Origin of the sequence: Microcoleus sp. AS-A8 (genome assembly GCA_039962225.1) — a bacterium.
GTDB lineage: Bacteria > Cyanobacteriota > Cyanobacteriia > Cyanobacteriales > Coleofasciculaceae > Allocoleopsis.
The window spans coordinates 72,578-89,405 of the sequence record JAMPKV010000006.1; the positions used below are offsets into that span (position 1 = coordinate 72,578).

The following is a 16,828-nucleotide window of genomic DNA, read 5'->3' on the forward strand; positions in this document are numbered from 1 at the left end:
TACAGGAGTATGCTATTGAAAACTAAAGTATCATTTTGGCTGATTCCATCCGAAGAGGACAGAGCATTTTTTCAGGACATTATAGATCATCTTGCCAAAGATTATGACGCTCCAGTATTTACGCCCCATGTCACAATCTATTCCGGTGAATACACCCCCGAAGAATCTCCGGCTGAACTGCTGGAAAATGCCATACAGGGTATTCAGAGTTTGAGTCTAAGAGTCGATCAGCTCCTCTATACAGACCAATTTACGAAGACATTATTCGTGCAATTTTACCCAAATTCCATTCTCACTCAGATATCAGAAACTCTTCATAACCGTTCAAAAAATCCATCTGAGTTTGCGCTTAATCCTCATTTGAGCTTAATTTATCAATATCTCAACGAAGAAATCAAAAAAAAGTTAATAACCCAGTTAAGCCTACCCAAATCTGAAGTATGTTTTAACGAAGTGAGAGCTATCGCCACCCGAAATCAAGTGAAAGGATGGGAGGATGTGGCAAGCTGGGAAGTTATTGATATCAGAAGACTTCAACAGCCATAGTGCTTCCTGAGAAATATTTGTATCCTGAATAACAAACAGATGTCACATAAACTCCTTCTTCCGATATAAGTGACCGTTAATAGTAGCCGTTAATCTGACTGTATAGATTGTATTACCGATAAGAGTATTGCTTAAAAGAAAACAGGGTTGAGCAATGCTGATGGGTGGTGCTGTTACTAAAGCCATAAGACTCCTGACCTGATTGAGTGGGGCGATCGCTTACGAGTTTAACTTGTGCGATCGCCTTTTGTTTCAAATGAATTTGAGAGTCCCATTTTGCAGCTTTACTGCCAGCAATTGGATATATTTTGATTATTTATTGAGGAGAACTATCAATGGAAGAAGAACGTCATACTACAGTACTTACGGCTGCTATTGTCAGCGGCTGTTTAATTATAGGTTTATTAGCTGGCTACCCTTTAGGTAACATCGCTCGTCATGCCTTTTCTGGAGAAAATATTGCTTTGCCCCAACAAGAATGAGCTGGGTGAGAGTACGTAAAGGGTAGGCGATCGCATGATTCAGCAGACCAACGACTACCAGTGGGAAGTCTTCAATGGGGATTTGGGAGTCATAAAAGCACTTTACTACATTTGGTATTCAATTGCGAGGAAGCTCAAAAGCAATACAATCTCAACCCCAGAACCTAGCACGGGGCCGACTAATCGAGTTGGCACAGCACTGCCAAAGAACATAATTAATGCCCCCACGAATACCCAAGGACATTGCATGGTTTGCCAGATGATGATTCCAATCACGGCGACGAGTACAATAGTCAAAATCGCTGCCATTGGTAAGCTATTACTTTCAGCTTCCCGGTAACGCAGTGTGCCCGCAAAGGTGGTTGATTCTAATTTCAGTTTCAAATACTTCTTTCGGAACTCAAACTCAATCAGTCCTATGGTAATGAGCCAAGTTATCAAACGTACAATGGGGTTACCGAACCACTCCACACCTGCATAATTAGCAAGTTCGACGGCAATCACCAAAAGTAATGGTGTAAATAAGGCGTGAAACAAAAAGCGCAGTTTATTGAGGAACTCTAACACTTCTCCTTCGCCAATTAAGCTGCCTAAAGAAATAATTAGATTGTCATAGATGAGTCCAGTTAACACTACAAGCAGCAGAATCGTAGCGATGTTGCTGGATTGTGGAAATAGGTGAAGCCCCCAAAACATCAAGCCCAAATGGGCCAACGTATAAATCAGATGCAAAATCGCAGCCATGTTATCTCCTTGAGTCGAAGCCTTCTGAGATGGCAATAATATAAACTGAGGCATTATTCCTAAAGGAATAGAGCAAAATCATCTAGCTTTTCGCTCTATTCAGAACTTTTCTTGACCGAGCATGATTGTAAATAATTCTAAAAAAATTCTCTGGGTAGCTGTTTTTTCAGGGAACAGCACCCGTAGGGACACAAAGCAGTCCCCTCTGAACTTGCAGAAATCTTTAATTGAGTTAATGAGTACTGATTTTAGCCAAAAAAATCTTATAAGGTCTAACTTATTGGTTAGATAGCGTCAATCATCTCTTTACATTTATTAAAATCGAAGAAAAGACGAACAACCTGCATCTTTGGGAAGAGTTTTGGCACGACCCAGATTCTGTTTGTCCAGGCTAACTTTTTCGGCAATAAGAAGGAATCACGGCCTCTTGCGCCCCAAAGATTCTCCTTCCAGTTTTCGCTTTTATTGAGCGCTTCCTCTCTCTAGATAGACGAGTCCCTCAGCTAACAGAGCTAAGTTGTATCCAAGAAGGGCACTCACCGGAACGTGAAGCGTTTGCGTAGCCTGAGTACTCTTCAACATAGCGATCGCATGATTACGCTGCCTGTTTGGGGCAATCACATTCATCTAAGCGTTCTCTACCGAATTTGGAGAAGGGTAGGAAATCGCGCTTTTTGAAGTGTCCATTCAGCAAGATAGAAAGAGAGAAAACGATATGAGTCTACTATCCCTAGAAGAAGTTAAAGCACTTGTCGAACAACCCAAGGCATTGTGTGTATCCATTTATATGCCTATCTACCGACTGGCGGCAGATATCCAACAGAATTCTACTCGGCTCAAGAATTTGATGCGACAGGCCGAAAGTAGCATCGTAGAGAGTGGAATGAGCAATCAGGAAACCGGGGAATTTCTCCAGCCCCTGCAAGAACTCATCGATTCAGATGAAAGTTTTTGGCAGGAAAATAATAATGAGGGACTGGCTGTCTTTTTAGGTTCTGGAGTATTCCGCTACTACCGCCTGCCGTTAAATTTTGACGAATTAGTGGTTGTCACTGACCGTTTCCATCTCAAGCCGTTACTAAGTCTTTTAACTGGTGATGGAAAATATTATGTTTTGGCTTTGAGTCAACAAGATGTCAGGTTCCTTGAGTGTACGCGCTCCAGCGTCAAAGAAATAGAATTGGAAGATGTGCCCAAGAGTGTTGACGAAGCCCTCCAATATGACGAAACGGCTAAGGAGGGTCAGCGACGCATGAGCACCCCGAAAGGTGGAACCAACAATTCTTTTCAGCAGGCAGGCAGTTTTCATGGTCAGGGAAGCCCCGACCAGGATAAATACCAGCGAGACATTGAGCAATTCTTTTATGCCATCGATCGCGGATTGCACAAACATCTGAACAACAAACGTGCACCTCTAGTACTAGCAGGAGTCGAGCATATTTTTCCGGGTTACCGAGAGGCGAATAGCTACCAGCATCTAGTGGAGGAAGGCATTGCGGGGAATCCTGAACTCCTGAAGCCAGAAGAGCTACAAGCCAAAGCCTGGGAGATTGTGGAACCCTTATTTTTAAAGGAACAGCAAGAAGCGATCGAACACTACAAAGAACTTACAGCGACTGAACGAACATCCATTGACCTGAAAGAGGTGCTTCCAGCCGCCTACTACGGTCGAGTTGAGCAATTGTTTGTTGCCGTTGGCGTACAACAGTGGGGCATCTTTAATCCCAGTGTCAATACCCCTACTGTTGATTTACATTCTGAGCCGGAACTGGGTGATGAGGATTTATTGGATGCAGCGGCGATTCATACCATTTTGAATGGCGGAACGGTCTATGCTGTCGAGCCGGGACAAGTTCCTGACCAGGCACACTTAGCGGCTGTATTTCGCTATTGAGCCGCTTAAAGAAAATCACAAATAGTCATCAAATCTAGGACTGACATATTTGCCCCCAGTGTCTCAACGCTGGGGGAACGCCATTTCATTGGCTCTCATCTTGGGGCTTAGAACAACTGACTGATATAATGTCCGGCTGATTACAAAGGCGAAACCCTGAGAAATTTGTCATCATGGTGTCAGCCAACTCAGAAAATTTTGGCACTATATAGTCTATTGCAAAAAACATGCTTGTGATATGTATCACACGAAGTGTAAATTTTAATCACAAGTGCGACAGGCAATCGTCACCAGCTAGGCACACCAAATGTCACAAAATGTAGATGTACTGCATCACCCAGCAGGTGACCGAAAGGTTGAATGATGTTGGAGGTGGGCTAGAGACTTCAGCAAATGAGCCATGTTCCTAAGCCGTGACAATTTGTCAGCTAGCTCTGCCGACCGGGTAGAGTACTATGAGAAAGTCCACAACAACCTTGTCGAGCGGACAAAGCAATTGAATCGCGCTAATCACGAACTAGCTCATCAAATTGCTGAGCGTCAACGGGTGGAAGAGGCTCTGCGGCAAACGGAACAGAAGTATCGCAGTATCTTTGAAAACGCAGTTGAAGGAATCTTTCAGACAACGCCTGACGGATACTACTTAGCCTGTAACCCGGCGCTAGCACGTATTTACGGCTATGAATCAGCAGACGCGTTGCTCAAAACTTTAACAAATATCGGGCGGCAGCTTTACATTGATCCGAACCGCCGTCAGGAATTTATTGAGCGGCTATACACGGGTGATGTGGTATCTGACTTTGAGTCTCAGGTTTATCGAAAAGACGGCAGTATCATCTGGATTTCGGAAAATGCACGAGCTGTGCGTGCTGAAGATGGTACGTTGCTTTATTATGAAGGCTTTGTTACAGATATCACTCAGCGAAAGTTAGCGGAGGAAGCCTCGCAACGAGCAGAAGCGCAACTGAGAGCCAAAGCTGAGCAATTAAAACAGGCATTGACGAAGCTACAACAAACTCAAGCCCAGTTGATTCACAACGAAAAAATGTGCAACTTAGGGCAGTTAGTGGCGGGTGTTGCTCATGAAATTAACAATCCGGTTAACTTCGTTTGTGGCAATCTTATCCCTGCCACTCAATATGTTGAGGATTTATTAGATCTGCTCCGGTTATACACCAAACACTATCCCCAGCCGGCAGCTGAAATTCAAGCCAGAGCTGAGGCGATCGATTTGGAATTTTTGGTTGAAGATTTCCCCAAGACGTTATCATCAATGCAGTTGGGAGCTGATCGCATTCGTCAGATTGTTCAGTCCTTGCGAAGCTTTTCCCGGATTGATGAATCCCAAATGACGCAGGTGGATATTCACAAAGGAATTGATAGCACACTCTTAATTATCAACAATCGACTCAAACCAAAAGGGGACAATCCAGGAATTGCCATTGTTAAAGAATACGGCGAATTGCCCCTAATCAAGGGCTACGCCGGTCTTTTGAACCAAGTGTTTATGAATTTGCTCTGCAATGCCGTTGATGCCTTGGAAGATTGCCCCCCAAAACTGTGTACGGAAACAGATTCTGAAGAACATTACAAGGCTGTCAACGGCAAGGGGTCTAGCGATCACCAAGCTTGCTATCTGAGGAATCGCTCTGGAACGCCAGCGAGGCGAGTGGGCTGTGTTAGCGTTAGCGATCGCGAAACCTTAGCGAATTCGCCCAGCCCAACTCCAACCTCAACCTGTGCCCACAAGACGGACATCGTGCCGATGCTCTGCCCAAGGGAATCCCCCAAAGTCATCCGAATTTGTACAGAACTGATTGAGGGAGATGCACTAGACGGGAAAACGACTGATCCACGGGTTGTGATCCGGATTATCGACAATGGCCCTGGGATGCCAGAAGATATTAAGGCCCAGATCTTTGACCCGTTCTTCACCACAAAACCCGTAGGCAAAGGAACTGGTTTAGGGCTATCCATCAGTTATCAAATTGTCGTCGAAAAACACGGGGGTCAGTTGCAATGTATCTTGGCACCCAACCAAGGAACAGAATTTAGGATAGAGATTCCGATTCAACCGTGAAGACGTGCCCGTGCACGTCTTCATAATAATCCTAGATTGTTTCGTAAGATGGCATTCTGCCTAGCGATTTATCTAGCTTGCGCCTCTGTAAGACCCCTCCTATAGCCGCAATATTCAACACAGCACGGAACAAAAACCGTTTTCATGCCCATCATCGAGCTAACGCCAGCGCTTCTTCCGGCGTGCAATTTCCTTGCGCTTACGTTTTTCAATGGGAGTTTCAAAATGGCGATGCCGCCTGATTTCTGTCAAAATCCCAGCTTTTGAGACTTGACGCTTAAATCGACGCAATGCTGAATCAATACCTTCGTTTTGACCAACAAGTACCTGAGTCATCTACTTACTTATCAACATTCAAGACTGACAGCGAATTTTTGATTAACAAGAGCGTTAATCGGAGGAAATGGGCAGAACAACAAGCCAAATGGGGGCTTTGATTCGGTGAGAACCCTGCCAATAAGGAACAACATAGCCTTCAGCCGAATCCATTGCTCGATAAATACCCTAACATAATTGTTTTCACGAATCCCAGTCCCACATAACGGGATTATTGTCCAGATGCTCCGTGACCTGACGTCCGATCGCGTCAATTTCCTAGAGTTCGTCACTCGATAGCTTCACCTGAGCCGCTTGGGCATTTTGAGACGCTTGTTCAGCATGGCGTGCTCCTGCGATAGCATTGGTTTGCGGCTGGGCAATCAACCAAGCCAGAGACAACTGAGCCAAAGTACACTGATGACGTTCTGCAATCGGGCGAAGTTGCTCTAGAGCTTGCTGTACTCGTTGGTAATTCTCACCCTTGAATAGTTTATTTTTGGCGCGATGATCACCTTCCTCTAACTTGAGTTCGGGGCCAAACTTGCCAGTGAGCAGACCCTGAGCTAAAGAGGAGTAAGCAAGAATGGAGATATTGTTCTCAACACAATAAGGCATTGCCTCTGTTTCTACTTGACGCCAAAACAGGGAGTAGGGCGGTTGCAAGCTATCAATACGCCCGTACTGTGAGGCTTCTGCGATTTGGGCACGGGAAAAATTAGAAACACCAATGGCTCGAATTTTGCCTTGCTCTTTTAATTTGTTCAAGGCACGCATCGTTTCTTCAATCGGCACGACTTCACTTTTAAAAGAACCAGAGGGCCAGTGAATTTGGTAGAGGTCGATGTAGTCTGTCTTGAAGTTCTTCAATGAACCCTCACAGGCTTCCAATACCTGGTCATATTGGAGATGGATAGAGATAGTTTGAATTTTCGATGAGGGAGCTTGTTGAAAGCAGATACATACTCATCAAATCATCGAATCAAGCGGAATGAATCAGCGTCTATCGCAGGTGTCATCTCTGCATTCCTGTGGCTTTGTAATCATTAAACCCAGCTTGCTCTGCAACTACTTAGCATTGATGAATTTATAAAGATCAATTGTTTATTCAGATATAAGCCCTAATTTTAATAAAAAACCAGGCAAAACATTTTCATCGGATAAAGTTGCGGGAGACTCTAAAACCTAAACCTCTTGATTCGGGCGCGAAATTTTTACCTACTCAAATTTAGGGATAATCAACCACCCCAACCGCAGCCCATTATTAACGTACTCCATGTACAAAATTGTTGAAAGTTGTTGATAACGCCACAATAGAAAAATGATTGAACTGCACTGTCACACAAACTGCTCTGACGGCACCCTGACTCCAACCCAACTTGTCCAAGCGGCGGTTAAGGCTGGAGTCGCGGCGCTAGCGATTACCGACCACGATACGCTTTCTGGCTGGGATGAAGCCATTACTGCTGCCCAACCCTACAACTTGGAAATTGTTCCCGGTGTAGAATTGAGTACCGTCCACCGCGATCGCTCTCTTCATATCTTAGGCTTTTACCCCAATGCGGATCAGCTCAAAGCCCCGTTAACGGAACGCATAGAAGGACGTAAGCGCCGTGCCCATGAAATGGTCGCTAAACTTGCAGAACTAGGCTATCCCATTTCCCTACCCCAACTCGGAGAAGGAGTAGCACCTAGTCGTCCACATCTAGCCAGAGCACTGGTGGACGCGGGATATTTCCCGTCCATGGATAAAGCCTTTGACCGTTTGCTGGGTGATAACCAACCGGCCTACGTTCAGTATGAGAAATTTTCCATTGCTGAGGGTATTGCTCTGCTACGTGACTGTGGTGCTGTCCCTGTGTGGGCACATCCCTACCTATTCCGAGGCGGTGCCGTAGAGGACGTACTCAAGGAACTCGTTGATGCAGGTTTGATGGGAATCGAGGTTTACCATCCCAGCCATACCTCAAAGCAGACGAAAAATCTTGAGGCGTTGTGCGTCGAATATGGCTTATTAATGACAGGTGGTAGCGATTATCATGGGCCTAGCCCTGACGGTAAAGCGCAAAGTATCAGCCTAAATATGATGCAATTGCCGTTAGGCTTGCTCGACCCCATTAAACAGGCGGCTCATAGTTTAAAATAAAAAATTTTTTTGCCCTGAGAAGTTGTTGGCTATAAAAATATCTTCATCTCCTAGTTACTTGTTGTTCAAAAGCTTAGTCTTCTCGGATTTGGTATTACCTAAGGTCAGTTAAAATATTGACACAAACTTGGCGCGGCTATTCTTGAGAGATTTCTACAGTAGTGGCTAGGTAAACCCATCAGATGAAAAGACAATGCCTCGCAATCGCCAGTCAACTCTACTATGTTCTAGTCTTTTATCCACACTCATGTTCTTGGGTGCCTTTGGAGATGCAAGAGTAGAGAGCGCCGAATCCTCAAAGTTATCAAAACTTGCAACAACATCAACTACACAGTCGATTCAATCCCAATCCATAACACACTCATCTGCCGAGTCAAGCATAAGCCAATCACCAAGAGGACAACTATTCTCACAGGCTAATACGGCGACTCTGAACAAAGTCAAAGTATTTTTGCCCAGGAATCCACAGAGCAATAATAATGTTAGCTATGTTGAGCCAGTGATTCGGACAACTCGCAGTCAAAATTTACCCCGGTTTGCTGTAGAACAATTAATTGCAGGGCCAACTCGTGCTGAAAGGCAAAAAGGTTGGGTACCCGCCATTCAGTTAAAAGGTAGCTCTAACTGCGGTTCTGATTTTAAGCTATCTATGTCCAAGGGAGTCGCCAGACTGCAATTGTGTCGAATCATGCCTTCGGCAGGCATTGGAGATGATGCCCGTGCTACCAGTTCTTTAACGGCTACACTCAAGCAATTTACTAACGTTAAGTCCGTGATTATTTTAGACAAAGACGGCAATTGCTTTGGGGATATGAGTGGAGATAATAGATGTTTGAGCAATCAAAGGTAAAGTAACTATTTCATTTCAGAGGGTCAATTCAGAGATTGACACAAACTGGCACGGCTTAGCCCTTTCGTTTTCTACCATTGGCACTATAGACAGTAGTTTAAAACCCAAGGGATAAAAATGTTGAGTTCGCGCCAGTCCACTCTGCTACTTTTTGGTCTTGCATCCACACTTATTTTTTTAGGTGCCTGTACGGGTGGAGGCGTCAGGATTGCTGAATCCTCTGAGTCAGTGCAACCCGCCGCTACTCAAGTAACGTCCTCAACGACACAAACCCGATCAATTGCACCCCCATCCCAGTCAGAAAGTACTTCAGCCAAGCAGCAAGCCAAACTAACAGCACAATCAAAACTATCGATTAATAGCATTGGGCCGATTCGAGTGGGGATGAGTGTAGCTCAAGCTGAGGCGGCGGCGGGAGTTAAGCTAACTCGACCTGATAATAGAGAGTGTTCCTATATCAGACCTCAAGGGAGCAACTATGATTTCCTGATGATGGTTACAAATAACCGCATCGCCCGTATCGATGTTCGAGGCAAAAGCCGCATTACGACGATTAGTGGTACACGAATCGGTGATACTGAATCTAAAATCAAATCACTCTATCCAGGACAGATTACAGTCACTCCTCACAACTATCAGCCCAAGGGTCATTACCTAATATTTACACCCAAAGACCGCAACGAGGCTAACTATCGCATCATATTCGAGACGGATGGGACTCGCGTCACGAATTTTCGAGGTGGAAAACGGCCTGAAGTGGAGTGGGTTGAAGGATGCTCCTAAGGGGATAAATTAATCAGGAACCGTGAGTGGTTTTCCGTTATCGGAAGGACTCAACTGAAGTAAAAAAGGAACGGCCTGATCGACCCAGTGTTGGATTGAGGTGTAATTGGCAGCGTCTTCTCCGTAGCAAACTTCCAGCATCTTGGTATGAATAATGCCAGGATTGAGGGGAATTGCTGCCATCCCGTCGGGTAGTTCTTGAGCGAGCGATCGCGTCAGTCCTTCAATCGCCCACTTAGAAGCGCAATAGGATGAAACTTGGGGAGAGGTAGAACGACCCCAGCCTGAACTGAAGTTAACAATAATACCAGTTCCTTTGTCGATCATGGCTGGCACCCAGTGGCGAATCACATGGGCGACGCCCTTGATATTGACATCAATTAATCGAGAAAAATCCTCACTGGGAATTTCCCAAAGTGGTGCTAGATGGTTGATCATTGCGGCATTGTTAATCAGCAAATCCGGTGGCTCATAGTCACTGATTATTTGCTTGGCCCAATTCATCACTTGCCCTTCATCCGCAACATCCAGCGCTGTAAACTTGTGGGGTGAACCAAACTTCTCGTTGAGTTGATCCACCGATGCCTGTGAACGAGCACAACCCACAACGGTATGCCCTAACTGAATAAATCGCTCAGTCATAGCTTGACCGAGTCCCCGACTAACACCTGTAATCACGATTAGTTTTGTCATGGCCACCTCTTAATTCTTAATTCTCCAGAAGTATAGCTTCTGATCAATTAATCGGCGGGGAAAAGCGATAGGACATTTATAAACTCGATGAGATGCAATGGGGCTTAACTGGAATGTCACACTCACAATACTGGATCGAGAGCCTGAATTAAGCGGTCAACTTCCTCTGTCGTGTTGTAATGCACCATACTCACTCGTACCACTCCCCCCTGCTTGTCTAACCCTAAGAATTCAATCAATCGCTTAGCGTAGAAGTCCCCAAAGCGAATTCCGATGTTGTAGTTGTCAACATGTAGCGCAATTGTCTCGCTATGGGTTTCCTTTACCACAAACGAGATTGTTGGAACTCGCGAAGCGCGATTGGCTTGGGGTTGACCAATGATGCGGATATTGGGCTTACTTGTGAGGTAATTCAGGAAGCGATCGCCAATTTCTTCCTCGTGAACGCTTATCACCTCAAACGCTTGCTTTATCTGGCTTCTTAAATCAGGTGCCGCTTGCTCAGCGTAGGCATGTTGTGCCAATTCACTTAAATAATCGCATAAACCTAGCATCCCATAACTCAGTTCAAAATTGACATTTCCTGGCTGGAATTTATAGGGAATATCAGTTGCCCCAATAAAGTAATGATTGATTCCAGGTATGGCTAATAAATGCTCTTGTTTGCCATACAGTAAGGCATAATGAGAGCCATAAACTTTGTAGAAGCTAAACACGTAGAAATCCACATCCCAATCCTGGACATCGATTAAGCGGTGAGGCGCATACGCCACCCCATCAATACACACCTTTGCACCATAGCTGTGAACGAGTTGAGTAATCTCTTTAATCGGATTAATTGTTCCTAGGACATTAGAGGCATGAGTGAAGGCAACTAGGCGAGTTTTGTTGCTCAGCAATGGCTCTAAATCTTCTAAGTGTAACTGTAAAGTTTCCGGATTAATCCGCCAAACTTTAATTTTAATTCCCTGTTTTTCTAAGTCAATCCAAGGGCCTATATTCGCTTCATGGTCACAGTTGGTTACGATGACTTCATCACCCGCCTGCCAAGTCTTGCTAATACATAACGAGAGAATCCGCAGCATCAACGTGGTGGATGAACCCATGACCACTTCTGAGGGTGATTTGGCATTAATTAAAGTTGCCATTGTTTGGGCGGCTTTTGCCACGCGATCGCCGGCTAGTTGCGAAATCCCATAAGAGGCTCCCAATTGGACATCGGATGTTAGGAGATATTCGCTAATCCGCTCCACCACTTGCTTAAGTGTTTGTGAACCCCCAGCATTATCAAAAAAAGTCCAGTCACCCGCCAGAGAGGGAAACTGTTGACGGACAAATTCGATTAAGGAAAGATGACTGGCTTCAAGAATTGTTGTCATTGCTTTATTGCTCCCTATGACGACGTAGATGGGGTAACTGTTGGTGCCTCTATCGGTTGATTCCTCATTGCCCTTGTTCTCACTATTATCAACGGGAATCTCAGGGGCGAACTTTTCTTTCAAGCGCACGTCTACCTTAACGGGGGAGTCTGAGGGGGCTATAGTGCTGCGCCCATAATATGCAGATTTGGGCGTAGGTACATGGACTTTTGCTAAGCTGACCGATGGTCAGTAAACGCTAGGTGGCTGAGGAGTAAGCCCTAAATATGAGAAAACGCTTCGGGCTGGCTATGATAGGCTTTGCGATCGCGTTCGGTGTCGCTTCCCATGTTGCCTCTCACGCCAAGGACAATCAACGTCTTCTGGTTCCTTCTGCGTCGGCTAAACCGCAAATCCTGAGGAACCCCGAACCACTTAAGGCGACAACCTTGAGCGTGCCATCTTCTGTAATCCCGACTCAATCAACCGCTCATCTTGACGCCCAAACCCTAAGCGAAGATATCCCTCAAACCAAAGATGGAGAACGTTTCCGGCGCGTCATGCAATCTGCAATGGCACAAAAACTCCATCAGCGCCCAATGGGGGAAATTGTGCAAGCGATCGCCCAGCCCTTTCTGGGTAGCGCCTATAAAGCCAATTTATTAGACCAATCCGCAGAAGAAACCCTTGTTGTCAATCTTCATCAGTTCGACTGCGTGCTATTGGTCGAAACCGTACTAGCGATCGCACGAGGTGTAGCAGTACAGGATTATTCCTACACAACCTTTGTCAATCATCTGCGCGATCAACGTTATTGGGATGGTCAAATAAATGGCTATTGCAGCCGTCTCCATTACTTTTCCCAATGGATTTATGACAACCAAAAACGGGGAACAATTCAAAACATCGGTCAGAACTTAGGCGGTGTATCACTCCATAAGAAGCTGAATTTTATGACTACACATCGGCAGAGTTACGCTCCGATGGCAAGTAACGATACCACTTATCAGTGTATGGTCGAACGAGAAGCCCAGCTCGATGCTGTAGCCGTCCAATACATTCCCACCCAACAGATTCGTCGCCAGTACTCGAAACTGCAACCAGGGGATATTATTGCCGTTGCCACTAACATTCCCGGTTTGGATGTTACCCACACTGGATTCGTTTACCGCCAACCCAACGGCAACATGGGTTTCATTCACGCCTCACCGGCTGGCCAGGTAACCATTGCACGGGATTTAGAGCGCTATGTCAGTCGGGTGAAACATGCCATCGGTATCCTGGTGGCTCGACCCCTCGACCCTCGACAGACCCAAACTACCGACAATATTCCACATAATTTTTGAATTTTTGGGATGGCTGCATCAATCCATCTGGGTCACGCCCCTTCGAGCAGTATAAGCCTTCACTGGAATGAGCTTTTATTCGGGTTCATATCTTTTTATCTCGTCAATGCGTAAGCTGGAAAACGTGAGTTAGGATAATAGTGATTCATCAATTTTTTTTTTAAATTAGGTAACAAACTTTTTAAAATCTGCAATTCTTATATATCAATATTCAAGGCACCCCTGCAATGAGAATTCTCCTCGTAGAAGATGATGCCTGCCTTGCTGAAGCGTTAGGCGAAGCCCTTAGCGACCAACGTTATGTAGTCGATCAGGCCAGAGACGGAGAAGTGGCTTGGGAGCAAATCAGAGCCTTTGAGTATGACTTAATTTTGCTAGATGTGATGCTGCCCAAGATAGATGGCATTACTTTATGTCAGCGCTTGCGTTCCTATGGCTATGTTGTGCCAATTTTAATGGTAACAGCTCTGGATATGAGTACTGACAAAGTCATCGGCTTAGATGCTGGGGCTGATGACTATATGGTTAAACCCATTGATTTACCAGAATTACTAGCGAGGATACGTTCCTTGCTGCGCCGGAACAGTTCTTCATCGTCTCCAATTCTGGAGTGGGGGCCGTTGCATCTCGATCCAGCCACCTATGAAGTTAGCTATAACGATGAACAGCTTCGTTTGACACCCAAAGAATACAGTATTTTAGAATTGCTGCTACGCAACGGACGACGCATACTCAGTCGCAGCACTATCATCGAACACATCTGGTCACTCGAAAATCCTCCAGAAGAAGATACCGTCAAGGCTCATATTAAGAGTTTGCGTCAAAAACTCAGAGCGGCTAAGGCTCCCGATGATTTGCTTGAAACGGTTCACAGCGTAGGTTATCGCCTCAAGGCACTGAACTAAGGAGAGAAACTCACCCTCACTCTTTCGTTTCTGGTTGTCAGCCTTTTTTCTTCTTCTCGATTTTTTCCCGATTTATTCCCCAATTTTTTCACCCAAATATTATAAATTCTGACCTAGAATAATTGATGAGCTGATTAGCAAGGTCTTGTTTTTAAGGGGGTGATACATCAAATTGATCACCCCTAAAAAGAATCACAAGTCTTACTCAATATCAGTATCAATGGCTACGGTTCTGGAACATTTTTTGACAACTGAGGCGTTTTATGAATACTTGTCCTTGTTGCTCCGAGCATTTACTCCGTCATATTCGCCAAAGCAGCATTTATTGGTTTTGCCCTCGTTGTAAGCAAGAAATGCCAGCGCTTGAACTCATTAATGCTAAGCTGACGCCGAAAATTCCGAGAGTTAATCTCAGAAAAAATTCCTCATCCAATCAAATTTGGATGACCGTTAAGTAATGAGCGCATCCGTTTTTCCCTACGGATGTTTAAACAAAAGTTCTTTTCTTAAAGAGGCATAGGCTCGATCCATGAAAACTCAGGTTTAATTGAGTAACCCGACTCCCCTATCGAGTTCAATCTAAACTTTAGAGTTTTTACCTCTTATCCGACTTATACATTGGCATCACTACCCGGAATGTGATTTGAATCACGGCTTAGTGTCAATGTGTAAGTCTTTTTCTGTGGCAAGTTCCCAAACACGGCTTCGGATACAAACACTGGGGAGGCAGCCGTGTATCATCAGGTAGGGGTTTAGACGCCTTCTAGCTCTAATAGGTAAACTAAAGAGATGTCCAGTACAATGGACAATTTGCAAGAGCGGCACAAGCCATCTTGATTTTAAAATCATACTCGCTGACACTCAACAAGGATGAGTGCTGCTAGAACTGACTCAATGTTGTTTACGAAAAAACGAGGCCGGAGTGATTTCAGCTCAATCAGGTTAAACCGCCCTGACAAGGGAACTATCCTTGCCAAAGGGGTAGAAATGGTATATCAGTCAGGGCAACGGCGCTTTCAGGCTCTTAAAGAGGTTGATTGGCAAATCGCAAGTGGTGATATCCAAATCTTAATGGGGCCATCGGGTTCTGGCAAAACGACTCTTCTCTCTATTTTGGCAGGATTACTGACCCCTACAGCAGGACAGGTATACTTACTGGGAGAAGAGATTACCCAGATGTCTCGCTCCAAGCTGGCTCACTTTAGACGGCAAAATATCGGCTTTATTTTTCAGAACTTCAACCTGTTTCCAGCGCTGAGTGCGGCTGAAAATGTAGAGGTTGTACTCAATATCAAAGGCATTAAGGGCAGAAAAGCACGCTATCAGGCGCAAGTTCTCTTAGAACAGGTTGGGTTAGGGTTTCAAGCCAATCAAAAACCAGCGGATTTATCCGGAGGACAGAAACAACGGGTTGCTATTGCTCGCGCCTTAGCCGGTAACCCGCAAATCATCATGGCGGATGAACCAACCGCTGCCTTAGACTCCCATAGTGGACATACGGTGATTGAACTACTGCGTCAATTGGCTAAGGACGGCGGTTGCACGGTGCTGATGGTAACACACGACCCGCGAATTATCGATGTTGCCGATCGCGTTACTTATCTAGAAGATGGCATATTAAGGGATGGCACGACGTTGCAGTAGTTTACGGTAGTTCATTCCTGCTCCTGCTTGAGCAATTGCTCCTTAGAATCACCCCAGTAGGCACTATAAGTCCAGATTTCGTTATTACCCTTTGTCTCTAATGACCATCGATAAATTGCAGAGTTCGGGTTAACCCCAACCTCGATCAGCTTTGCCCCCATATAGTATTCAATCTGGTGTTTGGTCAAATCTTTAAAGGCGTCAGGTTTGTTCTTGCCGATTGTGCGAGACATGTGGGCTTGTGTGGGTCTGGCCATTCTTCTATTGATTGATTGCTAGCTAATGTTTTTCTTTGTATGATTACATACTTGTTTCGTAGTGATTGCACTTCGGCGTTGCTGAATAGCGGTATGATTTTGGGCCGATCCCCGACTCCGGAATTAAGTTCATCCAGTGGTAATCAGGGTTTTAACGAAGAAGTCGGGGCTATCGGTTGCCTGTCTATACTTCTAATCAGTCATGCCCCTTCACCTCTGTGGTTGCTATCTTCTGGAAAAAGTTGACCGCCTTTCATTCCACGCCAACCCATGGGTATGCTGTGGGGGTTCCCGGCGATTAAGCTAAAAATTTATGCCTACTCAAAACTCAACTCATCTCACCCTGCAAGAAGCACAAGAACTGCTTAAGCCGTTCAACTGCATTGAAAACAAATCCATTACCTCGGAATCCGAAAAAGCTCTCATCCGTCAAGCACTACTTTTGCTCACCGAACACTCAGACTACCAAATTTTAGGAATTTGCGCGGATACCACAGCTCAAGGGTTATCTGCCCTCAAAAGCTACGCGGATGCTTTAGGTTATCCATCTGTTTTCGACCTTCAGCCTATTGAGGGGTCAGTTTATATCAAATTCAACCCGAAAAGCGGCCTGTGCTATCTCGATTCCTACACAGGAACTCATCGCGGCGTCTTGGTATCTTGCCAATCGGCTTACGAAGACGGCATTAATCAAATGTACGGTCATTTACCTCTTGATTTGTTTGAATAACAGCCATAGGCTCAATCGCTCATTGATATACCATCGCCTTCCCTGTGGATTCCAC

At 45.2% G+C, this 16,828-nt stretch carries 17 protein-coding genes and 1 pseudogene; 11 read left to right on the forward strand and 7 right to left on the reverse strand.

Annotation, left to right across the window (positions count from 1 at the left end):
- Positions 1-9 precede the first annotated feature (9 nt).
- Positions 10-546 carry a cyclic phosphodiesterase-like protein gene (locus tag NDI48_11105; GenBank protein MEP0831755.1) on the forward strand — a complete coding sequence of 179 codons (537 nt, stop codon included), beginning with the start codon at positions 10-12 and terminating at the stop codon, positions 544-546.
- 335 nt (positions 547-881) lie between these two features.
- On the forward strand, positions 882-1,028 hold the full coding sequence (locus NDI48_11110) for a hypothetical protein (GenBank protein ID MEP0831756.1): 147 nt from the start codon (positions 882-884) through the stop codon (positions 1,026-1,028).
- 105 nt (positions 1,029-1,133) lie between these two features.
- Here the strand turns inward: NDI48_11110 and NDI48_11115 are convergent, their stop codons facing one another.
- Positions 1,134-1,826, reverse strand: coding sequence for a hypothetical protein (locus NDI48_11115; protein ID MEP0831757.1), 693 nt, complete (start codon positions 1,824-1,826; stop codon positions 1,134-1,136).
- 408 nt (positions 1,827-2,234) lie between these two features.
- Positions 2,235-2,399: a hypothetical protein gene (locus NDI48_11120; protein ID MEP0831758.1), complete on the reverse strand. Its 165-nt coding sequence runs from the start codon at positions 2,397-2,399 to the stop codon at positions 2,235-2,237.
- A gap of 88 nt (positions 2,400-2,487) precedes the next feature.
- Here NDI48_11120 and NDI48_11125 point away from each other — a divergent pair, with 88 nt between their 5' ends.
- The gene (locus tag NDI48_11125; protein ID MEP0831759.1) at positions 2,488-3,666 is read left to right on the forward strand and encodes a hypothetical protein; all 1,179 of its coding nucleotides are present in this window, start codon (positions 2,488-2,490) and stop codon (positions 3,664-3,666) included.
- 400 nt (positions 3,667-4,066) lie between these two features.
- Entirely contained in the window at positions 4,067-5,746 is a 1,680-nt protein-coding gene (locus NDI48_11130; protein ID MEP0831760.1) for a PAS domain-containing sensor histidine kinase, read from the forward strand.
- 159 nt (positions 5,747-5,905) lie between these two features.
- Here the strand turns inward: NDI48_11130 and rpsU are convergent, their stop codons facing one another.
- Both rpsU and NDI48_11140 read right to left on the reverse strand, forming a co-directional pair.
- Positions 5,906-6,082 (reverse strand): 30S ribosomal protein S21, encoded by a 177-nt coding sequence (rpsU, locus tag NDI48_11135; protein MEP0831761.1) that lies wholly within the window; start codon positions 6,080-6,082, stop codon positions 5,906-5,908.
- A gap of 183 nt (positions 6,083-6,265) precedes the next feature.
- Positions 6,266-7,000, reverse strand: a pseudogene (locus NDI48_11140) (aldo/keto reductase).
- Positions 7,001-7,382: 382 nt separating this feature from the next.
- On the opposite strand from NDI48_11140, the gene NDI48_11145 reads away from it, so the two are divergent.
- From NDI48_11145 to NDI48_11155, 3 genes are all read left to right on the forward strand, one after another.
- On the forward strand, positions 7,383-8,207 hold the full coding sequence (locus tag NDI48_11145; GenBank protein ID MEP0831762.1) for a PHP domain-containing protein: 825 nt from the start codon (positions 7,383-7,385) through the stop codon (positions 8,205-8,207).
- Positions 8,208-8,658: 451 nt separating this feature from the next.
- A complete protein-coding gene (locus tag NDI48_11150; protein ID MEP0831763.1) occupies positions 8,659-9,057 on the forward strand; it encodes a GerMN domain-containing protein in 399 nt (132 codons plus the stop codon).
- 117 nt (positions 9,058-9,174) lie between these two features.
- Complete coding sequence (locus tag NDI48_11155; protein MEP0831764.1) at positions 9,175-9,840, forward strand: hypothetical protein; 666 nt, start codon at positions 9,175-9,177, stop codon at positions 9,838-9,840.
- A 9-nt stretch (positions 9,841-9,849) separates the two neighbouring features.
- Here the strand turns inward: NDI48_11155 and NDI48_11160 are convergent, their stop codons facing one another.
- Positions 9,850-10,533: an SDR family oxidoreductase gene (locus NDI48_11160; protein MEP0831765.1), complete on the reverse strand. Its 684-nt coding sequence runs from the start codon at positions 10,531-10,533 to the stop codon at positions 9,850-9,852.
- Positions 10,534-10,655: 122 nt separating this feature from the next.
- Positions 10,656-11,912, reverse strand: a complete 1,257-nt coding sequence (locus tag NDI48_11165) for a cysteine desulfurase-like protein (GenBank protein ID MEP0831766.1) — start codon at positions 11,910-11,912, stop codon at positions 10,656-10,658.
- Between the two features lie 266 nt (positions 11,913-12,178).
- Here NDI48_11165 and NDI48_11170 point away from each other — a divergent pair, with 266 nt between their 5' ends.
- From NDI48_11170 to NDI48_11180, 3 genes are all read left to right on the forward strand, one after another.
- On the forward strand, positions 12,179-13,237 hold the full coding sequence (locus NDI48_11170) for a DUF1460 domain-containing protein (protein MEP0831767.1): 1,059 nt from the start codon (positions 12,179-12,181) through the stop codon (positions 13,235-13,237).
- A gap of 227 nt (positions 13,238-13,464) precedes the next feature.
- Positions 13,465-14,142, forward strand: a complete 678-nt coding sequence (locus NDI48_11175) for a response regulator transcription factor (GenBank protein ID MEP0831768.1) — start codon at positions 13,465-13,467, stop codon at positions 14,140-14,142.
- 987 nt (positions 14,143-15,129) lie between these two features.
- A complete protein-coding gene (locus tag NDI48_11180) occupies positions 15,130-15,786 on the forward strand; it encodes an ABC transporter ATP-binding protein (GenBank protein ID MEP0831769.1) in 657 nt (218 codons plus the stop codon).
- Between the two features lie 11 nt (positions 15,787-15,797).
- Here the strand turns inward: NDI48_11180 and NDI48_11185 are convergent, their stop codons facing one another.
- Positions 15,798-16,043, reverse strand: a complete 246-nt coding sequence (locus NDI48_11185) for a hypothetical protein (GenBank protein ID MEP0831770.1) — start codon at positions 16,041-16,043, stop codon at positions 15,798-15,800.
- 313 nt (positions 16,044-16,356) lie between these two features.
- Here NDI48_11185 and NDI48_11190 point away from each other — a divergent pair, with 313 nt between their 5' ends.
- Complete coding sequence (locus NDI48_11190) at positions 16,357-16,773, forward strand: DUF1824 family protein (protein ID MEP0831771.1); 417 nt, start codon at positions 16,357-16,359, stop codon at positions 16,771-16,773.
- Positions 16,774-16,828: the final 55 nt, after the last annotated feature.